The following is a 21,808-nucleotide window of genomic DNA, read 5'->3' as shown; positions in this document are numbered from 1 at the left end:
CATTTATGGCTGATTGTATTTTTTGTAAAATTATTGCCGGAGAAATCCCTTCTTCTAAAGTCTACGAAGACGAGAAAGTCCTTGCTTTTTTGGATATTTCCCAGGTAACACCAGGTCATACCTTGGTTGTCCCTAAAGAGCATTTCCGAAATGTGCTGGATATGGATACTGACAGCACCAGTCAGCTCTTCGCTCGCGTACCTGACATTGCCCGTAAGGTAATGAAAGCCACAGGTGCAGCTGGTATGAATATTATCAACAACAACGAAGAAATCGCTGGACAGACTGTCTTTCATACCCATGTGCATTTGGCACCGCGCTACAGTGATGCAGATGACCTCAAGATTACTTTCGCAGCCCACGAACCAGACTTTCCAGCTCTAGCCGAATTAGCTGAGAAGATTGCGCAAGCTTAAGGAGGGAATATGAAACTTTCAAATATTTTCCTATTTATCGGTGCCGCAGCAGTCAGTTACAAACTGGTTGAAAACCGTCAAAAAATTCAAGAAGAAATCATTGAAACAACAGATAGTCTAGACAAAGTAAAGGACAGTCTAGCCAATATTCAACGAAATATTGCCATCATTCAAGAGCAAAAAGAGCAAGTCAAAGACATCGCTCAAGATCTTACTTATAAATATAAAGTCCTTGAAAACCAAGCTCAAGTGCAGATCCAGCAAGTCAAAGACATCTGGGAAAAGTACGAGTCGTGATAGAGAAAAGGTGGGTGATAGGGAAACAAAAACTCCAATCCACTACCGCGTCAAGAACCTCCAGTCATTACCAAAAGAGACCGAGACATTTTGTCTCGGCCTCTTTTTATATTTAACTTTTTTACTCTGTAGTCGTATTGACTACTGGCTGACTTTGCGGGGTGCTGACACTGACATCTGCCGCTGGGGCAGAGGAAGCCGCTGGAGCAACTGGAGTTGTATTCGTCGTTCCAACTGTTGTATCTGTCGTTGGATAAGAATAATTCTCATAACCATTATTATAAGTAGGCTGACTATAAGAATTCTGGTAACTGCTATAGCTTTCTGTGCTACTAGATGTACTGCTGCTATTGCTGCTTCTTAGACTGTTGCCGCCCATAATATCTTCATAGAGAACAGCATTGGTCTTCAGACTCTTAACTGTATCCAAGCCCAGAGACTTGCGGATTAGATTCTGCATGCTCAACAAATGCTCCGACGTCACTAGCTGATAGCTTCCACCGTCAGGCAAGGTCGCATCTTCTCCACGCAGCTGTTCAGACTTGATGTTTTTAAAGGCATCCTGATAGCCTAGCAGTTGTGGAATGCTTTTTGAATCAAGCGCGATATTGGTCTGCATGTTGCTGCTGACAGCTTTTAAAATAGCCTGATAATGGCTGACACTGTTGAGACTGAGAACTTTTTCAACCACTTTCTTAATTACTTCACGTTGACGCTTTTGGCGGCCATAGTCACCCTCTGGATCCTGATAGCGCATGCGAGCATAGACAAGCGCCTGATCACCATTGATGGTTTGCTTGCCTGGCTCAACCTTGGCAGTATACTCAGGCTCATTATCCTCAATAGAAATTGGGAAGTCAAAGGTATTATTAACCTCAATACCACCTACTGCGTCTACTAACTGAACCAAGCCCTGCATATTAATCATCACATAGCGGTCAATGTGGATATTCATCAGGCTCTCAATAGTCGAAATGGCTAACTCTGCTCCGCCATTCGCATAGGCAGCATTCAGTTTGGCTTCAACTGTCTGACCGTTCTCATCAATCTGAGTCAAAATATCACGTTCCAAACTCATCATGACTGTTTTCTTGGTCTTTGGATTGACACTCAGGAGAATCATGGTATCGCTGTTCCCAACCCAAGTATCCTCGCGGGAGCCGCTCCCTGTATCCACTCCCATCAGCAAGATGGTCATGGGCTTAGTCGCAGAAATGACATCCGTCTCATTTCCCAAGCCCTTATAAGTCTTGGACAGTTCATCTGTTGACTGACCATAAATCGTCCATGCATAAGTACCAATACCAGCTGTCGTTACGACAAGGAGGCTGAGAAACATCATTATAATCTTTTTAAACATATCTTTTTTAGTCTATCAGTTTACCCATCAGGTAAACATCAAGAAATATCCCTTCTTTTAAATAGGCTCCTCTTTTTTGTAAGCCTTCAATTTCAAATCCTAAATCTTTATAGAGGTGAACCGCTCGTTCATTTCTAACCTGAACGCTCAATTCCAAACGTCTAATATCCTGAGAATCTTCTGCCCAAGCCAGTGCCTCTTCTAGCAATATGCGTCCCAGTCCTTGGTTCCAGAAAGCTTTCTTCACCACGACAAAGACTTGACCAATATGGCGAATTCGCTCATGGAAATCAGCTGTGATGCTGACAAGACCGGCAATCTCACCATTTAAAAGAGCCAACAAGTAAAGCTGATTACTGGAAGCAGCCTGATGCTCAATGAATGAAGCCATCTCCTCTTGATTCATCAAAATTCCAGCTTCATCCAGCGTCATATAATCTGACTCAGACCCGACCTGATTGAGGAAGGCAATCAGCTCAGCTGCATCTGTTTTTTCCGCTTCTCGCAAGCACAATTCATATTCAGTCATTCTGCAGTCCCTCAAGCAGCTCTTGGGCTCGCTTTCCTTGGGCTTCAAAAACCAATTCACGTCCATCTTCCTTTTTCAAGAGGCTTAATTTTAAATAGTTATCAGGCAGATTTTCTCCCAGCAGCTCCCCCCATTCAATGACCGTCACACCCTCCCCGAAGAGAAAGTCATCCAAATCAATGGAATCTGGATCGTCTCCGACGCGGTAGACATCCAGATGATAGAGCGGCAAGCGCCCCTCGTATTCCCGAACAATGGTATAGGTTGGACTTTTAATCATCTGACTGATGCCCAAACCTAGAGCCAGACCCTTAGTAAAGGTTGTCTTCCCTGCTCCTAAATCTCCCGTTAAAACCAGTACGTCCCCTGCCTGAAGCAATTTGCCCAGACGTTGACCCCACTGAATTAATTCTTCCTCATTATGACTAAACATTCTCTTATTATACCAGAAAAAAATTTTTTCTGCTTAATTTTGCAAAAGAAAAATCAGCCGCAAAAAGCTGATTTTTTATACTGAAAATATAAGCTATCCAAACTTCACTAGACACAAGGAAATCCAGCAATGTTTAGACCTAATTTAAAGCCAGATTTACGAAATTCAAAATAAAGAGAAGATCCAAAATCCAAATCATAGAATGCACATCCTTAGCTTGACCTTTGAAGATTTTGACCAAAGTGTAGGTAATAAATCCAGCTGCTATCCCGTGAGTGATAGAGTAGGCAAATCCCATAAAAATAGAAGTAAAGAAAGCTGGAATGGCTTCTGCCATATCATCCCAATGGATATTTTTCAGACTAGCTAGCATCATAATCCCCACAATAATCAGAATCGGTGCAGTTGCAGCGTTAGGAACAATGGCTAAAAGCGGACTAAAGAAGCTTGACACCGTAAAGCAGATGGCTACGACCAAGGCGGTCAGACCTGTTCGGCCTCCAGCTCCGATACCAGCTGCAGACTCCACATAAGTCGTCACGTTAGAGGTTCCAGCAATGGCTCCAATAGAGGTTCCGATGAGGTCCGAGTAAAGCGCCTTATCCAAACCTTCTGATTCATGGTTTTCCCCAGAAGTCGCCACAATCCCGACCTTTTCACCAGTCCCAATCAAAGTACCAATAGTATCAAAAATATCTGTCAAGGAGAAAGCCAGAATGGCCATACAGGTCTGGGGCCAGCGAGCTGAATCTGCCAAAAGGGCACCCAGACCTTTCGGGCCTACTGCCACCCCAAAAATCTGTCCCAGTTCATTAACAGCAGTACCAATGTTATTCTGCCCAAAGTCAATAGCTGACAAATCAACCAAGCCAACCAGAATAGCTACCACTGTCGTTACTAGGATGGATAGGATAACCCCACCCTTGATATTTTTCACGATAAAGAAGATTGTGATGGCCAAACCGACCAGGGCTACTAGGACCGCTGGATTGTTAAAGTCTACCAGACCTGGAGTTGCTGCTGAATTAGCTGTAATAGCCGCTGCAGCCTTATCTGCACCTTTGCCAGCTACTGTATAATTGCCCGGATCGATTGAAAACTTGAGCAAGCCAGCATTTTTAATACCTACATAGGCAAGAAAGACTCCAATCCCTGCCGAGATAGCTGCTCGCAAGGAGCCTGGAATCGACTCGATAATCATCTTACGCACCTTGGTCAAAGTGATAATGAGCGAAATAATCCCGCAGATAAAGACCATAGCCAAGGCTTCCTGCCAAGAGTAGCCCAAGGCAAAGACGACCGTGAAAGTGAAAAAGGCATTCAACCCCATACCCGGCGCCTGCGCATAAGGCAAGTTGGCGAAGAAGGCCATCATCAAGGTTCCGGCAACAGCTCCGATAATCGTAGCTAGGAAAACACCCTGCTTAGGCATACCTGTCTGAGCCAGCATGGCCGGATTGACAAATAAAATGTAGGACATGGCAAAGAAAGTCGTCAGACCAGCCAAAACTTCTGTCCGGACATCTGTCCCTTTTTCGGTCAGTTTGAAAAATTTATCCATTTTTCAATAAATCTCCTTTTGAGTAAAATTTCTAATATCTAGTTCAATAACAAAGAAAAACAGATTTAAATCTGTTTATTTGCGAACGATATTTTAAATTATAATAAAAAACATTCACTTTTTCAAGATGAATGTCTCGCTATTCTTATTTTTTATTATCTCTCATCAGAAATAGCAAACTCATAAACTGCAAAAAGGTAAAACCAAGAATGAATGGCAGTCGATCAGGATGCAAAGTTTGCAAGAGCTTCTGTAGAACCAGCTGAGGATGAAACAATAAATCCCAGCTATTGAGGCGATCATAACGTCCTATGTAGATAGCCAGACTGGACACAGCCGACAGAGCTGTCGTCAGCAATAGATCCAAATACCAGTTAAGTTTCCAACGCTCCTTGATGACATACCAGCTCTCCATACCACAGAAAATCCCGAACAAAATACTGGAAACAAAAGCTAAAAAGAGCAGGAAAACACTTGGCTTACTCAGAACATCTGCCACCCAAGTCATATGAACCAAATCTGTAATCATATAAAAAGTGTTGGGGAAGAAAAGCAACCACAGTAGGAAAAGAATAGGATAAGCCCACTCCTGCTTCTTGAATAAAAGTGTCAAGATAGCCGCATCATAGCTGATTAAGGCCAAGGTCATATTCCAGATGAGATAGGTAGGACCGCCATTTAGAGATTGGATATAGATAAAAAAGGCAATCATCAGAAAAAGAGCATGAATCATGATCGGTTTACGCATACGAAAAGCTCCTCCTTGGTGTGTCATAATTGTGACTGATTAGAGCACCATTATAACATAAGTCGTGTTATTTACACTGAATTCTGTTATAATAGTCTGTATTATCACTGAAAAGAGACTCGCATGACAAAAAAAGTAATCGCTGTGGACTTGGACGGAACCTTGCTGGATTCTAACAGCAATCTGTCTGACTTCACCAAAGAAACCATCAAAAAAATTTCCCAAAAGGGCCACAAGGTCATTATCACAACAGGCCGGCCCTACCGCATGGCTTTGAAATATTATAAAGAATTAGAGCTCAATACGCCCATGATCAACTTCAATGGCTCTTTGACTCACATTCCAGAAAAGAAATGGGACTTTGAAAAATCGCTGACGCTGGACAAGTCCTTTCTGCTAGATATGGTTAAGCGCAGGGATGAGATTGAAGCGGATTTCATTGCCGGCGAATACCGCAATAAATTTTATATCACCAATCCCAATGAAGAAATCGCTGATCCCAAGCTCTTTGGCATCGATGCTTTCAAGCCAGAAAACCAGTTTCAAGCCAATCTGGTAACGGAGAATCCTAACGCTATTCTCCTGCAGACACGAGCAGCTGACAAATATGCTCTGGCAGAGGAAATGAATGCTTTTTACCAGCATGAACTTGCTATCAACTCTTGGGGCGGACCGCTCAACATTCTCGAGTGTGCTCCCAAAGGTGTCAATAAGGCCTTTGCCCTTCAGTACCTGCTTAATGTTCTCAATGTAGATCGCAAAAATCTGATTGCCTTTGGCGATGAGCAAAATGATACTGAGATGCTGTCCTTTGCTGGCACTGGCTATGCCATGAAAAATGCCAATACTGACCTGCTGCCCTACGCCGACCAGCAATTATCTCTGACTAACGACCAAGATGGTGTCGCCCACGAACTCAACAAACTATTTTTATAAAAGTAGACAATTTGGCAAACTCTGTTTGAGAGTTTGTCTTTTCTTTTTTGTCTTCTCTCAACCTCAATCATGCTCGAAAGCTTTAAAAATCGGAGCTTATCCGCCGTATCATAGTTTTAAAGGTTACTTCTGCTTGAAATTGTAAGCGTTTTCTATTTGTTTGAGTTTGTGATATAATTAACATAATTAAAAACTAAATAACAGGAGGGACTACTTATGAAAGCAGTTGTCGTAAATCCAGAGAGTACTGGCGTTGAAATCGTCCAAAACAAAGAACTTCATCCACTTGAAACAGGAGAAGCCCTCGTTGAAATTGAATACTGCGGTGTCTGCCATACGGACCTGCACGTTGCTCACGGCGATTTTGGCAAGGTGCCGGGGCGTGTGCTCGGACATGAAGGTATCGGTATTGTCAAAGAAATCGCACCAGATGTCAAAAGTCTCAAAGTCGGAGACCGCGTCAGTGTCGCTTGGTTCTTTGAAGGATGCGGTGCTTGTGAATACTGTACAACTGGCCGCGAAACCCTTTGCCGGACAGTAAAAAACGCTGGCTATTCCGTTGATGGTGGGATGGCAGAGCAATGTATCGTAACAGCAGACTACGCTGTCAAAGTCCCAGAAGGACTGGATCCTGCCCAAGCTTCTTCTATCACTTGTGCCGGCGTAACTACCTACAAGGCTATCAAAGAAGCCCAGCTGCAGCCAGGCCAATGGACCGTTATTTTTGGAGCAGGTGGTTTGGGTAACCTAGCGGTTCAATATGCCAAGAAAGTCTTTAATGCCCATGTTGTCGCTGTTGATATCAACAATGACAAACTAGCTTTGGCCAAAGAAGTTGGTGCTGATATCGTCATCAATGGTCGCGAAGTTGAAGATGTCGCTGCTCTTATCCAAGAAAAAACTGGCGGTGCGCATTCTTCTGTAGTAACAGCTGTTTCTAAAGTTGCCTTCAACCAAGCTGTTGATTCTGTTCGTGCCGGCGGTCGTGTAGTTGCCGTTGGATTGCCATCTGAAATGATGGACCTCAGCATTGTCAAAACCGTTTTAGATGGTATCCAAGTCATCGGTTCCCTCGTTGGTACACGTAAGGACTTGAAAGAAGCCTTCCAGTTTGGTGCTGAAGGATTGGTGGTTCCTGTCGTTCAAAAGCGCCCTGTTTCAGATGCTGTGGATGTCTTTGACGAAATGGAAGCGGGTACTATTCAGGGACGTATGGTCCTTGACTTCACACACTAATACTTTAAAGCATGTCAGTTCCAACATTTACCTAACTCTTGGAAACTTATGATGGACAGGCTTGATATTATATAGAAACTTTTGCCATTACAGAGGGAGACTAAAGACATAAGATGCAATTTCTTGTCTTTGGTCCTCCTCTTTCTTTTTTGATAAATAAACACTTTCTCAAACACGATTCTTTTCTTTCATTTCAAAAGTCTCTTTCATATTATTTCAATATTTTTCATATATTAATCTGTTATATTTTCTGTTTTCCTAATTTATTAAAACATTTCTATAGCTATGGTTTGCTTATACCTATATTTATCAGGTTTTCAGCAAATACTGACATTTTTGAAAGAAAAAGTCGTTTTTAGGAACAAACGCTTGCATTTTTCATGAAAACGTTTTATAATAAACTTGCCTTAAAGTTTTCTTAAAACTTAAGTCAAACATTTTATAAGGAGGAATGTCAATAATGAGTATCGGAATCATTATTGCTAGCCACGGTGAATTTGCTGCTGGTATTCATCAATCAGGTTCTATGATTTTCGGTGAGCAGGAAAAAGTACAAGTTGTAACTTTCATGCCCAACGAAGGACCAGATGATCTCTATGCAAAGTTCAATGACGCTGTGGCTTCGTTTGATGCGGACGATGAAGTGTTGGTCTTGGCTGACCTTTGGAGTGGCTCTCCATTCAACCAAGCTAGCCGTGTCATGGGTGAAAATCCAGACCGCAAGTTCGCTATCATTACAGGCTTGAACCTGCCTATGCTGATTCAAGCTTATACAGAAAGGATGATGGATGCCAACGCCGGCGTTGAAGCTGTTGTTGCTAACATCATCAAAGAAGCCAAGGAAGGAGTCAAAGCTCTGCCTGAAGAGCTGAATCCTGCTGCTGAAGAAGCAAATGCTCCTGCTGCAGCTGCTCCAGTTGCCCAAGCAGCAATCCCTGAAGGGACTGTAATCGGTGACGGCAAGCTCAAAATCAACCTTGCCCGGATCGACACACGCTTGCTGCACGGTCAGGTAGCAACAGCTTGGACTCCAGATTCAAAAGCAGACCGTATTATCGTTGCTTCTGACTCAGTAGCTCAAGACGAACTTCGTAAAGAATTGATTAAGCAAGCTGCACCAGGTAATGTCAAAGCCAATGTAGTCCCAATCGACAAATTGATTGCTGTTTCAAAAGACCCTCGCTTTGGTAACACTCATGCCTTGATTCTGTTTGAAACTCCTCAAGATGCCCTCCGCGCTGTTGAAGGCGGTGTGCCAATCAAGACCCTTAATGTCGGTTCAATGGCTCACTCTACTGGTAAAACAATGGTCAACAACGTACTTTCAATGGACAAGGAAGACGTTGCTACTTATGAAAAGCTGCGTGACCTTGGCGTTGAATTCGACGTACGTAAAGTACCAAATGACTCTAAAAAAGATTTGTTTGATTTGATTAAGAAAGCCAACGTGCAGTAGAATCAAACGTTTTGCTTTTATTAATTTACGAAAGGATTTAGAACATGTCTATTATTTCTATGGTTTTAGTAGTCTTTGTTGCCTTCTTAGCTGGTCTAGAAGGTATCTTGGACCAATTCCAATTCCACCAACCACTGGTTGCTTGTACCTTGATTGGACTGGTAACTGGTAATTTGGCTGCCGGTGTTATGCTGGGCGGCTCTCTCCAGCTGATTGCTCTTGGCTGGGCTAATATCGGAGCTGCTGTAGCACCTGATGCTGCCCTCGCTTCTGTTGCCGCTGCAATTATCTTTATCAAAGGTGGTGAATTTACTCCAGAGCGCCTTGGAGTTGTTCAAGGATTAGCTGTAACACTTGGTGTTGCTGGACTCTTCTTGACTATGATTGTTCGTACAATTTCAGTTGGGTTAGTTCACGGGGCAGACGCTGCAGCTAAAAAAGGGAACTTCAAAGCCGTTGAACGCGCCCACTTCACAGCTCTCTTTCTTCAAGGTATTCGCATTGCAGTCCCTGCAATCCTCCTACTAGCTATTCCTGCTCAAACTGTTCAACATTACTTAGGATTAATGCCTGAATGGTTATCAAAAGGTATGGAAATTGGTGGAGGAATGGTCGTGGCTGTCGGTTACGCAATGGTTCTTAATATGATGGCTAGTCGCGAAGTGTGGCCTTTCTTTGCTATAGGTTTTGCTCTCGCCGCTGTAAGTCAACTGACTTTAATCGCATTTGGAGCAATTGGAGTAGCTTTAGCTCTTATCTACATCAACCTCTCTAAAAAAGGAGGAAATGGTGGCGGTGGAGCAACTACTTCTAATGACCCAATCGGTGATATCCTAGAAGATTATTAAGAAAGGAGATACACTATCATGACAGAATTAAATACTGTAAAACCTGATGAGTCAGGAAAATTGACTCTTTCAAAGGCTGACCGTCAAAAAGTTTGGTGGCGTTCTACTTTCTTGCAAGGTTCTTGGAACTATGAACGGATGCAAAACTTGGGTTGGGCATATGCGCTTATTCCTGCCATCAAAAAACTCTACACTAAAAAAGAAGATCAAGCTGCTGCTCTTGAACGTCACTTGGAATTCTTCAATACTCACCCATATGTTGCAGCTCCAATTCTAGGCGTAACCTTAGCATTAGAAGAAGAAAAGGCTAATGGAGTTGAAATTGACGATGTAGCTATCCAAGGGGTTAAAATTGGTATGATGGGACCTCTGGCTGGTATCGGAGACCCTGTCTTCTGGTTTACAGTTCGTCCTATTCTTGGAGCTCTGGGAGCATCTCTTGCTTTAACAGGAAATATTCTTGGCCCTGTTATCTTCTTCCTAGCTTGGAATGCTATCCGGATGGCTTTCTTGTGGTACACACAAGAATTGGGATACAAGGCTGGCTCAGAAATCACTAAGGATCTTTCTGGAGGAATTCTCCAAGATATTACTAAAGGTGCATCGATTTTAGGTATGTTTATTATTGGTGTTCTTATCAAACAATGGGTATCTATTAAATTTATCTTTAACGTATCATCTGTCAAGTTAGAAGACAAAGCCTATATTCATTGGGATAAGCTTGTTTCCTTTAGTAAAGAATTGACTGACAAATTGAGCGGAGGCAAAGGACTATCTCCTGAGGAAATAACAAATTTCCAATCGTCTATTAATAATGGAATACACAGTGCTTTTAAACAAGTAGCTGAGGGGGCTTCTCAAACTCCTGAAAAGGTCACAACTTTCCAACAAAACTTAGACTCTTTGATTCCAGGTTTAATGGGATTGATTCTGACTTTCCTCTGCATGTGGTTGCTTAAGAAGAAAGTATCCCCTATCACTATCATCGTTGCTCTCTTCATAGTCGGCATTCTAGCTCATGTAGTTGGTTTGATGTAAGCAAAAAGAAGGTTTCGACCTTCTTTTTATTGTGGTATAATAGCTATATTATTTAAAAGGGAGTTACTCTATGGCACAGTCACAAAACAAAACAGTTGAATTTAATACCACTGGCGTTTCCTATCTTGGATTAGGCGGTAAAGTTGGGAAATTTTTAATCGGCGAGACAGCGCTGGAGTTTTACGCTGATGCCAATGTAGAAGATTATATCCAGCTGCCTTGGACTAGCATCACTGCTATCGGCGCCAATGTTTCTGGCAAGAAAGTCAGCCGCCACTTTGAAATCTGGACTGACAAAGGAAAGTTTCTCTTTGCCTCCAAAGACTCTGGCAAGATTCTCAAAATTGCACGAGAACATATTGGCAACGACAAGGTCGTTAGATTGCCGACTCTGTTACAAAAAATTGCTGAAATCTTTAAGAAGAAAAAATAGGGTTGAAAAAGTTTCAACCTTATTTTTTATATTTTCGACTAAGACAAAAGCTGCTTGTATCAGCAAGATGGAGCTAGCACAAAAAATTGGAAAGTGAAACAATCTGAGAATGCACTATTTCAGCCCCTTGAAATGATAGGGTGGGGTAAGCTAACATTATCAATGCAAAACCGCATCATTAGATTTTTAAAAAGTATAAACATCAGCTAAATTTTTCTCGAAAGTCCATGTCTTAACACCTTCAACATCACGGACATCTAGTTGTTTAAATCCGTTCTTTTTGTAAAAACGACAGTTGCTTTCTGTATGAGTAATCAAAGTAAGCCGGTGGCATTTCTCTTCTTTGGCAAGTAGTTCAAGTCCCTTTGAGATAAAAAGACCGCCAACTCCCTGTCCTTGATAATCAGGCAGCACACCCAGCAGTTCAAGATATAGAGTTGAAACACCCCTTTTCTTAGCTTCTTTACTCCCCTCCCCAAAGACTTTTTGAAAGGCTAAAAGCTGGGGAATATATTGCCACATCCTCCATGCTCCTGCCCGCAAAAAGGAAAGTATACCGACAGGATGGCTACCGAGCTTATGAATAGTAGCGACCGCCATAAGACGCCCGTCCACTTCAGCAAGCAGGCAAATATGATGACGCATCGCCTCCTTAACCATAACTGCATGCAATCTATTTAGAAAATCAATATAAGACCAGCTGCTGCCAAAGAGAGGACGGAATTTTTCTCTGTAGACCTCATGCTCCGCAAAAGCAGCAGTTAAAACCGAGACCGCAGCAGCAAGATCCCTTTCATCTGCTCTTCTAAAACGAATCATGATAGCTACCTCTTCAAATCTTTTCTGCTAATTTTTCTAAAAAAGCTTGACGTTTTTCAGCTGTAGACTGAGAAATATTCCCGAAATTCAACCAACGGCGCTGTCTAGCACCGATAGACTTAAAGGTATGGCCCAACATGGCTTTCTTGACGACATCACCACAGAAATATTTAAGATAGAAGGTCGGTGCTGCAGAGGTAGTAATAGCCAATACCTCTTTAATATTGGTCAAACGACCAACTAACTGGCGAGTCTTCGTCTCCTCGTAAATCTTATTTTTCAAAAAGACCTTATCTTCAAAGCCCTTGACAATAGCTGGCATATCCGCCCACCAGATAGGAAAAATCATGATAAGGCGGTCACAGGACGCAAGAGCTTCCTGATATTTTAAAACCAGTGGGTCTAGTGCCTGCCCTTTATTAAAAAGCGCTAGCTCTTCCTTGGTATAGACAGGGTTAAAACCATCCTCATAGAGATCAATCAGTTCATAGGTCTGACCTTTCTTCTTCAACAAGTCCTGAACCTGCTCTAAAATAGCATAGTTAAAGCTTTTATCATAGGGATGTGCATAAACAATGAGATTTTTACTCATATTTGTAACCTCCTAGTAAATCATTGAACATTGAGCGATAGACTTCCTCATCAAAAGGTTCCAAACCTTTGGCAATAAAATGCCCATAGCCTGTGATGAAGGTGTCCAGCTTGAGCAAAAGAATCTTTTTCTCTTTCTGACTCTCAATAGGCAGCTGATCCAGATAAACCACTGTCTTATTCCCGATTTCCAGAAGCTCACCTTTCCGGTAAGCCTCTATCGTCACAGGACTGAAAAAGAGAAAATCCATCATCCGACTGTTGGTCTCATATTCTGATAAAAGAAAGAGTCCTATCTGCCAAATGCAATCCAAAGGATTAGACACTCCGTATAAATACTGTTCCTCTAAACGTTTAATCTGCCTCTGGTTTTCCAAAAGACAGACCTGATAGTAAAGTTCCTCCTTATTCTCAAAAGCCTTGTAAAAAGCACCAGTCGTAACCCCCAGCAGAGATGCCAGTTTTCTCAAGGGGATATTCTGATAGCCATACTCTCTGATAAGCTGGCTTGCCTTCTCAATCATACGGTCGCGTGTTGTTTGTTTTACCATAAGAACTCCTTCAGATAACTATGTTACCTTTATTCAAAGATAACATAGTTATCTTTTTCTGTCAAGATTTTTCCTATCCTGGGATTTACATTTTCCGGAAAATCCTGTATAATAGTCGAAACGGATAAGTACTATTGGGCACTTTTCAGAAAGTCTGCGGTGGCTGTGAGCAGATAAGAAGAAAATAGGAAATTCTACCGTTAGTTTAAAAATGAATAATTAAGCAAGTGCACTTTTGTGAAGTTGGATGGAACCGCGGTTATGCCGCTCCAACAGTTTCATAAAGCGCTTTTTATTTTTGGAGGTACTTATGTTAGATTTAAAACGCATCCGTACAGATTTTGATTCTGTCGCTGAAAAATTGGCTACGCGAGGTGTTGACGCTGCTACACTCAACCAAATGAAAACCATTGACAAAGAACGCCGGGATTTGTTAGTCAAGGTCGAAGAACTCAAGGCAGAGCGCAATACTGTTTCTGCTGAAATTGCCCAAGCTAAACGCAACAAAGAAAATGCTGATGACAAGATTGCTGCTATGCAAAAACTTTCTGCTGAGGTCAAGAACTTAGACGCAACCTTGGCTGAGCTGGATGCTAAGTTGACTGAATTCACTACCACTCTGCCGAATATTCCACACGAAAGTGTTCCTGTGGGAGCAGATGAGGACGAAAACGTCGAAGTTCGTCGCTGGGGTACGCCGCGCCAATTTGACTTTGAAGCTAAAGCTCACTGGGATTTGGGTGAAGATTTGGACATCCTAGACTGGGAACGTGGGGCAAAAGTTACTGGTGCTCGCTTCCTCTTCTATAAGGGATTGGGAGCAAGACTTGAGCGTGCTATCTACAACTTCATGCTGGATGAGCATGGCAAAGAAGGCTACACCGAAGTCATCACTCCTTATATGGTAAACCACGATTCCATGTTTGGGACTGGGCAATATCCTAAGTTCAAAGAAGATACGTTTGAGCTAAGTGATACCAACTTCGTTCTGATTCCGACTGCTGAAGTTCCGCTGACCAACTACTACCGAGATGAAATTTTGGACAGCAAAGAATTGCCAATCTACTTCACGGCTATGAGCCCATCATTCCGCTCTGAAGCGGGCTCTGCTGGTCGTGACACGCGTGGTCTCATTCGTTTGCATCAATTCCACAAGGTTGAAATGGTGAAATTTGCTAAGCCAGAAGAATCATATGAAGAGCTAGAAAAGATGACTGCCAACGCTGAAAATATCCTGCAAAAGCTGAATCTGCCTTACCGCGTTGTAGCACTCTGTACTGGAGATATGGGCTTCTCAGCTGCTAAGACCTACGACTTGGAAGTTTGGATTCCGGCTCAGAACACCTACCGTGAAATCTCTAGTTGCTCTAACACAGAAGATTTCCAAGCTCGTCGAGCACAAATCCGCTACCGTGACGAAGCAGATGGTAAGGTCAAACTCCTTCATACTCTCAACGGTTCTGGACTGGCTGTCGGACGCACAGTAGCAGCTATCTTAGAAAATTACCAAAACGAAGATGGCTCTGTGACTATCCCAGAAGTCCTGCGTCCATACATGGGTGGATTAGAAGTCATCGCGCCAAAATAAAAAGCAGATTATCCTGATACTTTGCCTGTATCATTAGGTCTAAATGCAGACTTATTTTGCTAAAAATAAAAAAATCCGAGTTCAACTCAGAGAAAATCAAAAACTGATTTTCAAAGAGTATCATCTCGGATTTTTTGTTATCTTTCTGGCTCGCAATGAGACTGCATAGTAAAAACAAACATAGAGGACAATTATGAAAGCTAGCAGAGCTTCAGCATGACTTAGCCAAACAAGCCAGGTCCAACCTAGATAATCAAGTCCCAGTTTCAGGGCAAAAGCTGTATTGACAAGAGGAAAGGTCAAGGCTGACCAGCTAAGCTGAGGCCCCAGTCGGAAAATGCGAGGTAAAAGGCATAGGACCAAGAGATAAAAGGCTTGCGATAAGAAGAGCAGCAAGGCAACAAACCAACCTTCAGCATCAGAACCAGCTAAACGAATATAGCTTCCCAGCAGGAGCGAGAAAGGCGCACAGTAAATGGCCCACTGCGGCTTTAAAGCATCTGGCAGACTTTGTGACCGCCTAACCTTGTAAAACAAGGGATAGAGAATCAAACTCAGTAGCAGAGCAAAAAACCAAGCCAAATGGCCCAAAAGCAGCTGATGAACTACACCCTGGGTCAAGCTTGCCATGGCCAATCCAACATAGAGAACCGTCCAGCTCGGGGTCAAAGATAATCCCTCAGCCTTAAGCACATACTTCCATGTAAAGATAGCTATTAGAACAATATGCAGCAACAAGGCCATGTACCAAAGAAACTGGCTCACCAAAAATAAGCCAAGCTTACTTAGGTAAGAAGCTAAGAGCATACTAGCCATTGGATAAGTCGCAAAGCTCGATAAGAAAGGGGCCTTTTGCAAATCTTGCCGATAGTCCGAAAATGACAGTACTAAAGCCAGTGTCAGATAAATCCAAAGTATCAATGCCAGACCATTTAACAAGTGGAAAAAGATAGAATGGTAGTTCAGTAAAAGATTGGCCAAACCAAATAGGCCAAGAATCAACCCAGATAAGAGAATGGGCGGTCGTTTGCTGTTCACGAAGCAACTCCATTATAGTAATGTTTTGAAGTCCCTTTTCAATGCCAATCAGACGTTTGTTTGCTATCATTTCTATGAAACTTCTAAAATATGCCGCAGCTGGACTGCACTCGGTGAGACAATGGGAAGAAATGCTCCTTCGTTCCAACGGCGGATAAAACCAGAAGTCGAATTACTCAAATATCCTCTGCCTCCACTAGCCTGCAGCTCCAAGAGCAGACTTTGGGCCACCACATCAACTATATCAATTCGCAGCTGGAAGAGCTCCTTAGGACGTTCAACAAAATAACCAGGCTGGAGAAGACCTCTATAGAGCTGTTCCTGGATCGCAGTCAGAGCAGCCACTTGCTCCTCCCACTCCTCTCTCAAAATAGAGCGGACTGACAGATTAGCTTCAACCTCCTCCAGAGACTTCTCTGCTAGGCCAAGAGCCAAACCAAACTGATAACCTAGAAAAGCTGGGCGATTTTCTGCCAAAAAGGCCTGGGCATCTTGTGCAAGAATCCATTCCTCTCGTAAAGGCACATGATTAAAGGTCAGGGCAGCTGTATTTCCCCCTTGCAAGGATACAAACTCTAAATCCGCTGAACGAGAGAAATTCTCTGCGTCAGATGGCACAGCCAGAACCAACGGCTGGCGGCTCCCATCTTCGAAACCAGCAACAAATATGCTGAGAAAGCGATCCGCGCGAGCATTGGTTACCCAAGGCAGACGCCCCTTCAGATAAAGCTGCCCATCTTCTTCCACAATAGAGACATTTAACTCTTCTAAGTCCGACAGGAATTTGACAGCATTGGACAGGGCTGTCGCACCTGCATATTCCCCTGACAAGAGCCCTTCCAAATAGTGGTTTCTAAAGTAGAGATTAGGAGATTTTAAAATGTTATCAATAAAGGTTCTTTGCCCCCAAGAGATAAAGGAGGCGGTCAAAGAATGGTGAGCCAGCTCCTTGAGCACTTCAATCACATCCGTATCATTGCCACCTCGGCCTCCCAGCTCTTCTGGAACGCCAACCCGAAAGGCTCCTTCAGCTGCGATACGCTCAATCAGTTGGTTACCCGCTGCACAGGATTCTTTGTCAATTTGGTCAGCGTGATCATCCAACCAGTTGATAAACTCTTCTGAAAAAAATGTCATTTGCCACCTCCTCAAAGACTAGGCATAAGGCTGCAATTCTGGATTAATTGGCGTGTTGGCCAGATTATTGGCATAATTGCATAGGGTCGCAAGGCTAACACCCAGAACTACATCCAGTGCATTCTCATGCGTATAGCCTGCTTCTAGGAAATCTGCCAAAGCCTCATCTCCAACCCGTCCCTTGGTATTGATGACAGCAATGGTAAATTTAGCAAGCGTATCTAGCTTCGGATCTGTATCAATCGGAGTACGATTGCGCAGAGCCTCCAAAAGATCATCATTCATTTGAATCTGCTTGATTGAAAAAGCTGTATGACCCGCTACACAGAAAGCACAACCATTAGTAACTGCAGCCGTAATCTGCACTACTTCACGCTCAGTCGGTGTCAGGCTGTTACGGCGATTGATGGCTCCAACCGTCCGATATGTTTCCAAAGCCGTTGGCGCATTGGCCAAAAGACCGATAAGATTGGGAATGTAGCCACCGTTATCTTTTTGAACAGTTTCCAGGACTTCCTTCACTTCAGCTGGTGCGGACTCAATCGTGTGGATAGTAAATTCTGACATATGAAACCTCATTTCTTTTAATTAGAAACTATCTTAACATAGGACCAATGGCTTGTATAATATATATTTTATATAAGTCCTATAAAGAGAATATAATGCGATTTTTCAAACCAAAATATATTACCCTCGTAAGGTAGCTCCACATCAATTTCAAACAAGAATCCGATACGAGAAAAAGAAGCCTTTTGGCTTCGATTTTTTAATATTTCCTGAATCGCTGATAGCGATTTTCCAGTAATTGCTCCAAGGGAAGCTGAGACAGACTATCCAACTCAGCAGCGATTTCTTCTTTCACTGCAGCCAGTAATTCATGGTTGTTAAAGCCTCTTTCAGGAATGACCTTATCCACCACTTCCATCTGCAAGAGCTCATGTGAAGTAATTTTCATCAGCTCTGCCGCTTCCATAGCGCGACTGCCGTCTTTCCAGAGGATAGAAGCAAAGCCTTCCGGACTGAGAACTGCATACATAGAGTTTTCCAGCATCCAGACCTTATCTGCTACAGCCAAAGCCAAGGCTCCGCCTGAGCCACCTTCACCAATGATGATGGCAATAATCGGTACTTTGAGATTGCTCATTTCCATCAAGTTACGGGCAATAGCTTCCCCTTGGCCACGCTCCTCAGCACCGACACCAGGGTAGGCACCAGCCGTATTGATAAAGGTTACCACAGGGCGGCCAAATTTTTCCGCCTGCTTCATGAGGCGCAGAGCCTTACGGTAGCCTTCCGGATGCGGCTGTCCAAAGTTTCGTCGCAAATTATCCTGCAAATTGCGGCCCTTTTGAATACCAACCACCGTTACAGGTTGACCCTTTAGTGTCCCAATACCGCCAATCACCGCACCGTCATCTCGAAAAGAGCGGTCTCCATGCAGCTCGACGAAGTTGTCAAAAATTCCTTGTGCAAAATCCAGCGCAGTCAAACGAGCCTGATCACGCGCTTCTTTAATAATCCGAGTGATTTTTGTCATGCTTGACCTCCATGGAATGCTAATAAGGTAGCAAGTGTATCTCTCATGTCACCACGCTTGACGATGGCATCCACAAAACCATGCTCCATGAGAAATTCAGCCTTTTGAAAATCATCTGGCAGCTTCTCACGAACAGTGGATTCAATGACCCGACGCCCTGCAAATCCGACCAGAGCCTGTGTTTCGGCCAGAATAATATCACCCTCCATAGCAAAAGAGGCTGTGACACCACCAGTTGTTGGATCCGTCAAGACGGTCAGATAGAAGAGGCCTGCAGCAGAGTGCCGCTGAACAGCCGCAGAGACCTTAGCCATCTGCATCAAGCTCATAATGCCCTCCTGCATGCGGGCACCGCCAGAAGCTGTAAACAGAACGACTGGCAATTTATGCTCTGTCGCATACTCAAAGAGACGGGTAATCTTTTCACCCACAACTGTCCCCATAGAAGCCATGATAAAGTTTGAATCCATGATTCCAAGAGCCACTTTATGCCCCTTGATGCAAGCTGTCCCCGTCAGAACTGCCTCATCTAAACCTGTCTTCTCGCGGGTAAGTGCTAATTTCTCCTGATAGTTAGGGAAGTTCAGAGGATCTTTGGTTTCAATTCCAGTGAACATCTCCTCAAAACTGTTCTCATCCACAGTTAGATTTAAGCGCTCATGAGCAGAAATACGGAAATTATAGCCACAGTTAGGACACACACTGTCATTCCCAAGATCTTTTTGGTAAATAGTATGCTTACAACCTGGGCATTTCGAAAAGAGTTCGTCTGGTACCTCAGGCTTTGCTTGAGGCTTTTCCCGACTCGCTCGATTAGGATTGATACGGATATATTTATCCTTCTTTGAAAACAAAGCCATCGTTTACGTCTTCTCCTTTTCAAGATTTTATACTCAGGCACATCAAACAGCAAGAGCCACTGTCTTTCAAGTTTACAGAGCAGCTCTTACATGTCGTATCTATTGTTTCTCTTGATAAGCCGGAAGGAACTTCTCCATGAGAAAGGCTGTATCATAATCACCAGCAATTACATTAGGATCTGATATTAAGTCCAGTTGGAAGCCACTGTTGGTCACAACACCGTCAATTTCTAGTTCATAGAGTGCACGTTGCATCTTCATGAGAGCATCGAAGCGATTTTCTCCGTGAACAATTATCTTCGCAATCATGCTATCGTAGTAAGGCGGAATGGTATAACCAGGATAGACGGCTGAGTCCACGCGCAGCCCCACTCCACCGCTTGGTAGATAAACATTTGAAATCTTACCAGGACTCGGTGCAAAGTTAAAGGCTGGATTTTCAGCATTAATCCGACACTCAATCGCATGCCCTCGGATTTCAACATCATCTTGACTGAAGGACAGTTCTTGACCGTTTGCGATCTTAATTTGCTCTTTTACAATATCCACACCAGTGACAAACTCGGTGACTGGATGCTCAACCTGCACCCGAGTGTTCATCTCCATAAAGTAGAATTCACCCTTGGCTTCATCAAGCAGAAACTCAATCGTTCCAGCATTTTCATAGCCGACAGACTGAGCAGCCCGAACGGCTGCTTCACCAATCTGCTGACGTAGGGTTTTCCCAATCGCCACAGATGGACTTTCTTCCAGTACTTTCTGATTATTACGCTGCAAAGAGCAATCCCGCTCGCCCAAGTGAACCACATGCCCCTGCTGATCTGCCAAGATCTGCACTTCAATATGGCGCGCTGGATAGATGACTCGCTCCATATACATGGCACCATTACCAAAGGCCGCTTTGGCTTCGCTAGACGCAGACTCAAAGGCCGCTACTAAATCCTCAGCCTTTTCAACCTTACGAATGCCCTTGCCGCCGCCACCAGCAGAAGCTTTAAGCATGACTGGATAACCAATCTTTTCGGCAACTTCCAAAGCTTCTTCAGAGGTATGAACTTCTCCATCAGAACCTGGGATAACTGGTACTTTCGCTTTAATCATCTGAGCCCGAGCATTAATCTTGTCCCCCATCATGTCCATAACAGCACCTGAAGGCCCAATAAACTTAATGCCGACTTCTTCGCACATGGTCGCAAATTTAGAGTTTTCACTCAAAAAACCAAAACCAGGATGAATGGCTTCTGCACCTGTCAGAACAGCGGCAGACAGGACTGCGTTCATATTTAGATAAGAATCGGTGGACTTGGCTGGACCGATGCAGACAGCCTCATCAGCCAGTAGGGTATGGAGTGCTTCCTTGTCAGCCGTTGAATAAATAGCTACCGTATCAATTCCCAACTCGCGGGCTGCACGAATAATTCTGACCGCAATTTCCCCACGGTTAGCAATTAAAATTTTACGAAACATGGTGAAAGCTCCTTTTATCTACTGGCCAATCGCAAAGGTCAAGGTACCGCTGGCTGCAAGTTTTCCATCAACTTCTGCTTTCGCCTCTACAACCGCAATGGTTCCGCGACGCTTAACAAACTTAGCTGTCATAATCAGTTGATCACCTGGTACAACTTGCTTCTTGAACTTAACCTTATCCATGCCAGCGTAGAAGACTAATTTGCCCTTGTTTTCATCTTTAGACAATTCCAGCACACCGGCTGTTTGAGCCAGAGCTTCCATGATCAAGACACCTGGCATAACAGGATATTGAGGAAAATGTCCGTTAAAGAAAGGCTCATTGACTGTCACATTTTTCAGAGCAACAATCTCATCTTCGCTAACTTCCAAAACACGATCCACCAAAAGCATTGGGTAACGGTGCGGAAGTGCTTCTTTTATTGCATTGATATCAATCATTTGATGCGTACCAGCCCTTTCCCAAATTCAACCATTTCTTCATTCTGAACTAGAATTTCTGTAACCAGACCATCTTTTGGTGCTGGAACTTCATTCATGACCTTCATTGCTTCAATAATCATTAGGGTTTGACCTTTTTTAACTTGGTCTCCAACTGATACAAACGGCGGCTTGTCTGGACCAGCTGCTAAGTAAGCCACACCAACCAAAGGACTTTCCACAACATCACCTTCAGCAGCAGGTGCCGGAGCTTCTGAAGCTGTTTCTGGCTCTGCAGACGGAGCTGTTTGAGGAGTTGGCTCAATCACAGGCGCACTTGCAGCCTGCAAAGGTGCAGCAATTGGAGCAGCACTGGCTGTTGGAACTGGAGCCTGACCTTCATTCTTACTAAAAGTCAGCTCATCGCTCTGATTTTTGTAAGAAAACTCACGCAGACTAGACTGGTCAAACTGCGCCATTAAATCTTTAATTTCGTTGATATTCATAGG

General features: G+C 43.5%; 25 protein-coding genes. 9 read left to right on the top strand and 16 right to left on the bottom strand.

Annotated features, from left to right (window positions below; translation table 11 throughout):
* Positions 1 to 5 precede the first annotated feature (5 nt).
* Entirely contained in the window at positions 6 to 416 is a 411-nt protein-coding gene (locus MFP28_RS02390) for an HIT family protein (RefSeq protein ID WP_002908118.1), read from the top strand.
* 9 nt (positions 417 to 425) lie between these two features.
* The gene (locus tag MFP28_RS02385) at positions 426 to 713 is read left to right on the top strand and encodes a hypothetical protein (RefSeq protein WP_002908117.1); all 288 of its coding nucleotides are present in this window, start codon (positions 426 to 428) and stop codon (positions 711 to 713) included.
* Positions 714 to 834: 121 nt separating this feature from the next.
* Here the strand turns inward: MFP28_RS02385 and brpA are convergent, their stop codons facing one another.
* The 5 genes from brpA to MFP28_RS02360 form a co-directional block, all read right to left on the bottom strand.
* On the bottom strand, positions 835 to 2,073 hold the full coding sequence (gene brpA, locus MFP28_RS02380) for a biofilm formation/cell division transcriptional regulator BrpA (protein ID WP_002908116.1): 1,239 nt from the start codon (positions 2,071 to 2,073) through the stop codon (positions 835 to 837).
* A 7-nt stretch (positions 2,074 to 2,080) separates the two neighbouring features.
* Positions 2,081 to 2,602 (bottom strand): GNAT family N-acetyltransferase, encoded by a 522-nt coding sequence (locus MFP28_RS02375; RefSeq protein ID WP_002905251.1) that lies wholly within the window; start codon positions 2,600 to 2,602, stop codon positions 2,081 to 2,083.
* A complete protein-coding gene (gene tsaE, locus MFP28_RS02370; RefSeq protein WP_002908115.1) occupies positions 2,595 to 3,035 on the bottom strand; it encodes a tRNA (adenosine(37)-N6)-threonylcarbamoyltransferase complex ATPase subunit type 1 TsaE in 441 nt (146 codons plus the stop codon). The genes MFP28_RS02375 and tsaE overlap by 8 nt, the downstream gene beginning before the upstream one ends.
* 139 nt (positions 3,036 to 3,174) lie before the next feature.
* The gene (locus MFP28_RS02365; RefSeq protein ID WP_002908114.1) at positions 3,175 to 4,596 is read right to left on the bottom strand and encodes an NCS2 family permease; all 1,422 of its coding nucleotides are present in this window, start codon (positions 4,594 to 4,596) and stop codon (positions 3,175 to 3,177) included.
* 145 nt (positions 4,597 to 4,741) lie between these two features.
* Entirely contained in the window at positions 4,742 to 5,371 is a 630-nt protein-coding gene (locus tag MFP28_RS02360) for a DUF1361 domain-containing protein (RefSeq protein ID WP_002908113.1), read from the bottom strand.
* Between the two features lie 96 nt (positions 5,372 to 5,467).
* Between MFP28_RS02360 and MFP28_RS02355 the strand changes: the two genes are divergently transcribed.
* From MFP28_RS02355 to MFP28_RS02330, 6 genes are all read left to right on the top strand, one after another.
* Positions 5,468 to 6,280, top strand: a complete 813-nt coding sequence (locus tag MFP28_RS02355) for a Cof-type HAD-IIB family hydrolase (protein WP_002908111.1) — start codon at positions 5,468 to 5,470, stop codon at positions 6,278 to 6,280.
* Between the two features lie 216 nt (positions 6,281 to 6,496).
* Complete coding sequence (gene adhP, locus MFP28_RS02350; protein WP_002908110.1) at positions 6,497 to 7,516, top strand: alcohol dehydrogenase AdhP; 1,020 nt, start codon at positions 6,497 to 6,499, stop codon at positions 7,514 to 7,516.
* Between the two features lie 460 nt (positions 7,517 to 7,976).
* The gene (locus MFP28_RS02345; RefSeq protein WP_002893577.1) at positions 7,977 to 8,972 is read left to right on the top strand and encodes a PTS sugar transporter subunit IIB; all 996 of its coding nucleotides are present in this window, start codon (positions 7,977 to 7,979) and stop codon (positions 8,970 to 8,972) included.
* Between the two features lie 44 nt (positions 8,973 to 9,016).
* Entirely contained in the window at positions 9,017 to 9,820 is an 804-nt protein-coding gene (locus tag MFP28_RS02340; protein WP_002908109.1) for a PTS mannose/fructose/sorbose transporter subunit IIC, read from the top strand.
* Positions 9,821 to 9,838: 18 nt separating this feature from the next.
* Positions 9,839 to 10,858, top strand: coding sequence for a PTS system mannose/fructose/sorbose family transporter subunit IID (locus tag MFP28_RS02335; RefSeq protein ID WP_002908108.1), 1,020 nt, complete (start codon positions 9,839 to 9,841; stop codon positions 10,856 to 10,858).
* Positions 10,859 to 10,928: 70 nt separating this feature from the next.
* Positions 10,929 to 11,291 carry a DUF956 family protein gene (locus tag MFP28_RS02330; RefSeq protein WP_002908107.1) on the top strand — a complete coding sequence of 121 codons (363 nt, stop codon included), beginning with the start codon at positions 10,929 to 10,931 and terminating at the stop codon, positions 11,289 to 11,291.
* Between the two features lie 186 nt (positions 11,292 to 11,477).
* Here MFP28_RS02330 and MFP28_RS02325 read toward each other — a convergent pair whose 3' ends face one another.
* The 3 genes from MFP28_RS02325 to MFP28_RS02315 are packed head-to-tail and all read right to left on the bottom strand — an operon-like array spanning position 11,478 to position 13,252.
* A complete protein-coding gene (locus tag MFP28_RS02325; protein WP_002908106.1) occupies positions 11,478 to 12,110 on the bottom strand; it encodes a GNAT family N-acetyltransferase in 633 nt (210 codons plus the stop codon).
* A gap of 13 nt (positions 12,111 to 12,123) precedes the next feature.
* A complete protein-coding gene (locus MFP28_RS02320; protein ID WP_002908105.1) occupies positions 12,124 to 12,702 on the bottom strand; it encodes an NAD(P)H-dependent oxidoreductase in 579 nt (192 codons plus the stop codon).
* Positions 12,695 to 13,252: a TetR/AcrR family transcriptional regulator gene (locus MFP28_RS02315; protein ID WP_002908104.1), complete on the bottom strand. Its 558-nt coding sequence runs from the start codon at positions 13,250 to 13,252 to the stop codon at positions 12,695 to 12,697. The genes MFP28_RS02320 and MFP28_RS02315 overlap by 8 nt, the downstream gene beginning before the upstream one ends.
* Before the next feature lie 310 nt (positions 13,253 to 13,562).
* On the opposite strand from MFP28_RS02315, the gene serS reads away from it, so the two are divergent.
* The gene (serS, locus tag MFP28_RS02310) at positions 13,563 to 14,840 is read left to right on the top strand and encodes a serine--tRNA ligase (protein WP_002908103.1); all 1,278 of its coding nucleotides are present in this window, start codon (positions 13,563 to 13,565) and stop codon (positions 14,838 to 14,840) included.
* 120 nt (positions 14,841 to 14,960) lie between these two features.
* Here the strand turns inward: serS and MFP28_RS02305 are convergent, their stop codons facing one another.
* The 8 genes from MFP28_RS02305 to accB form a co-directional block, all read right to left on the bottom strand.
* The gene (locus MFP28_RS02305; protein ID WP_002908100.1) at positions 14,961 to 15,878 is read right to left on the bottom strand and encodes a TDT family transporter; all 918 of its coding nucleotides are present in this window, start codon (positions 15,876 to 15,878) and stop codon (positions 14,961 to 14,963) included.
* A 72-nt stretch (positions 15,879 to 15,950) separates the two neighbouring features.
* On the bottom strand, positions 15,951 to 17,015 hold the full coding sequence (locus tag MFP28_RS02300; protein ID WP_002908098.1) for an acyl-CoA dehydrogenase family protein: 1,065 nt from the start codon (positions 17,013 to 17,015) through the stop codon (positions 15,951 to 15,953).
* Positions 17,016 to 17,033: 18 nt separating this feature from the next.
* Entirely contained in the window at positions 17,034 to 17,582 is a 549-nt protein-coding gene (locus MFP28_RS02295; protein ID WP_009659051.1) for a carboxymuconolactone decarboxylase family protein, read from the bottom strand.
* Positions 17,583 to 17,781: 199 nt separating this feature from the next.
* Positions 17,782 to 18,552, bottom strand: a complete 771-nt coding sequence (locus MFP28_RS02290; RefSeq protein WP_002901173.1) for an acetyl-CoA carboxylase carboxyl transferase subunit alpha — start codon at positions 18,550 to 18,552, stop codon at positions 17,782 to 17,784.
* Positions 18,549 to 19,412, bottom strand: coding sequence for an acetyl-CoA carboxylase, carboxyltransferase subunit beta (accD, locus tag MFP28_RS02285; protein ID WP_002908097.1), 864 nt, complete (start codon positions 19,410 to 19,412; stop codon positions 18,549 to 18,551). The genes MFP28_RS02290 and accD overlap by 4 nt, the downstream gene beginning before the upstream one ends.
* A gap of 99 nt (positions 19,413 to 19,511) precedes the next feature.
* Positions 19,512 to 20,879 (bottom strand): acetyl-CoA carboxylase biotin carboxylase subunit, encoded by a 1,368-nt coding sequence (locus MFP28_RS02280; protein ID WP_002908096.1) that lies wholly within the window; start codon positions 20,877 to 20,879, stop codon positions 19,512 to 19,514.
* A gap of 18 nt (positions 20,880 to 20,897) precedes the next feature.
* The gene (fabZ, locus tag MFP28_RS02275; RefSeq protein WP_002908094.1) at positions 20,898 to 21,320 is read right to left on the bottom strand and encodes a 3-hydroxyacyl-ACP dehydratase FabZ; all 423 of its coding nucleotides are present in this window, start codon (positions 21,318 to 21,320) and stop codon (positions 20,898 to 20,900) included.
* Entirely contained in the window at positions 21,317 to 21,805 is a 489-nt protein-coding gene (accB, locus tag MFP28_RS02270; RefSeq protein ID WP_002908093.1) for an acetyl-CoA carboxylase biotin carboxyl carrier protein, read from the bottom strand. The genes fabZ and accB overlap by 4 nt, the downstream gene beginning before the upstream one ends.
* Positions 21,806 to 21,808 lie beyond the last annotated feature (3 nt).

It is taken from the genome of Streptococcus sanguinis (genome assembly GCF_050234405.1).
Classification (GTDB): Bacteria; Bacillota; Bacilli; order Lactobacillales; family Streptococcaceae; genus Streptococcus; species Streptococcus sanguinis_W.
This window is presented reverse-complemented; position numbering and strand designations above follow the sequence as displayed.

Excerpts from the sequence above, each read along its gene's own strand:
- MFP28_RS02390 (WP_002908118.1), top strand. The coding sequence starts at position 6 with ATGGCTGATTGTATTTTTTGTAAAATTATTGCCGGAGAAATCCCTTCT.
- MFP28_RS02385 (WP_002908117.1), top strand. The coding sequence starts at position 426 with ATGAAACTTTCAAATATTTTCCTATTTATCGGTGCCGCAGCAGTCAGT.
- brpA (WP_002908116.1), bottom strand. The coding sequence starts at position 2,073 with ATGTTTAAAAAGATTATAATGATGTTTCTCAGCCTCCTTGTCGTAACG.
- MFP28_RS02375 (WP_002905251.1), bottom strand. The coding sequence starts at position 2,602 with ATGACTGAATATGAATTGTGCTTGCGAGAAGCGGAAAAAACAGATGCA.
- tsaE (WP_002908115.1), bottom strand. The coding sequence starts at position 3,035 with ATGTTTAGTCATAATGAGGAAGAATTAATTCAGTGGGGTCAACGTCTG.
- MFP28_RS02365 (WP_002908114.1), bottom strand. The coding sequence starts at position 4,596 with ATGGATAAATTTTTCAAACTGACCGAAAAAGGGACAGATGTCCGGACA.
- MFP28_RS02360 (WP_002908113.1), bottom strand. The coding sequence starts at position 5,371 with ATGACACACCAAGGAGGAGCTTTTCGTATGCGTAAACCGATCATGATT.
- MFP28_RS02355 (WP_002908111.1), top strand. The coding sequence starts at position 5,468 with ATGACAAAAAAAGTAATCGCTGTGGACTTGGACGGAACCTTGCTGGAT.
- adhP (WP_002908110.1), top strand. The coding sequence starts at position 6,497 with ATGAAAGCAGTTGTCGTAAATCCAGAGAGTACTGGCGTTGAAATCGTC.
- MFP28_RS02345 (WP_002893577.1), top strand. The coding sequence starts at position 7,977 with ATGAGTATCGGAATCATTATTGCTAGCCACGGTGAATTTGCTGCTGGT.
- MFP28_RS02340 (WP_002908109.1), top strand. The coding sequence starts at position 9,017 with ATGTCTATTATTTCTATGGTTTTAGTAGTCTTTGTTGCCTTCTTAGCT.
- MFP28_RS02335 (WP_002908108.1), top strand. The coding sequence starts at position 9,839 with ATGACAGAATTAAATACTGTAAAACCTGATGAGTCAGGAAAATTGACT.
- MFP28_RS02330 (WP_002908107.1), top strand. The coding sequence starts at position 10,929 with ATGGCACAGTCACAAAACAAAACAGTTGAATTTAATACCACTGGCGTT.
- MFP28_RS02325 (WP_002908106.1), bottom strand. The coding sequence starts at position 12,110 with ATGATTCGTTTTAGAAGAGCAGATGAAAGGGATCTTGCTGCTGCGGTC.
- MFP28_RS02320 (WP_002908105.1), bottom strand. The coding sequence starts at position 12,702 with ATGAGTAAAAATCTCATTGTTTATGCACATCCCTATGATAAAAGCTTT.
- MFP28_RS02315 (WP_002908104.1), bottom strand. The coding sequence starts at position 13,252 with ATGGTAAAACAAACAACACGCGACCGTATGATTGAGAAGGCAAGCCAG.
- serS (WP_002908103.1), top strand. The coding sequence starts at position 13,563 with ATGTTAGATTTAAAACGCATCCGTACAGATTTTGATTCTGTCGCTGAA.
- MFP28_RS02300 (WP_002908098.1), bottom strand. The coding sequence starts at position 17,015 with ATGACATTTTTTTCAGAAGAGTTTATCAACTGGTTGGATGATCACGCT.
- MFP28_RS02295 (WP_009659051.1), bottom strand. The coding sequence starts at position 17,582 with ATGTCAGAATTTACTATCCACACGATTGAGTCCGCACCAGCTGAAGTG.
- MFP28_RS02290 (WP_002901173.1), bottom strand. The coding sequence starts at position 18,552 with ATGACAAAAATCACTCGGATTATTAAAGAAGCGCGTGATCAGGCTCGT.
- accD (WP_002908097.1), bottom strand. The coding sequence starts at position 19,412 with ATGGCTTTGTTTTCAAAGAAGGATAAATATATCCGTATCAATCCTAAT.
- MFP28_RS02280 (WP_002908096.1), bottom strand. The coding sequence starts at position 20,879 with ATGTTTCGTAAAATTTTAATTGCTAACCGTGGGGAAATTGCGGTCAGA.
- fabZ (WP_002908094.1), bottom strand. The coding sequence starts at position 21,320 with ATGATTGATATCAATGCAATAAAAGAAGCACTTCCGCACCGTTACCCA.
- accB (WP_002908093.1), bottom strand. The coding sequence starts at position 21,805 with ATGAATATCAACGAAATTAAAGATTTAATGGCGCAGTTTGACCAGTCT.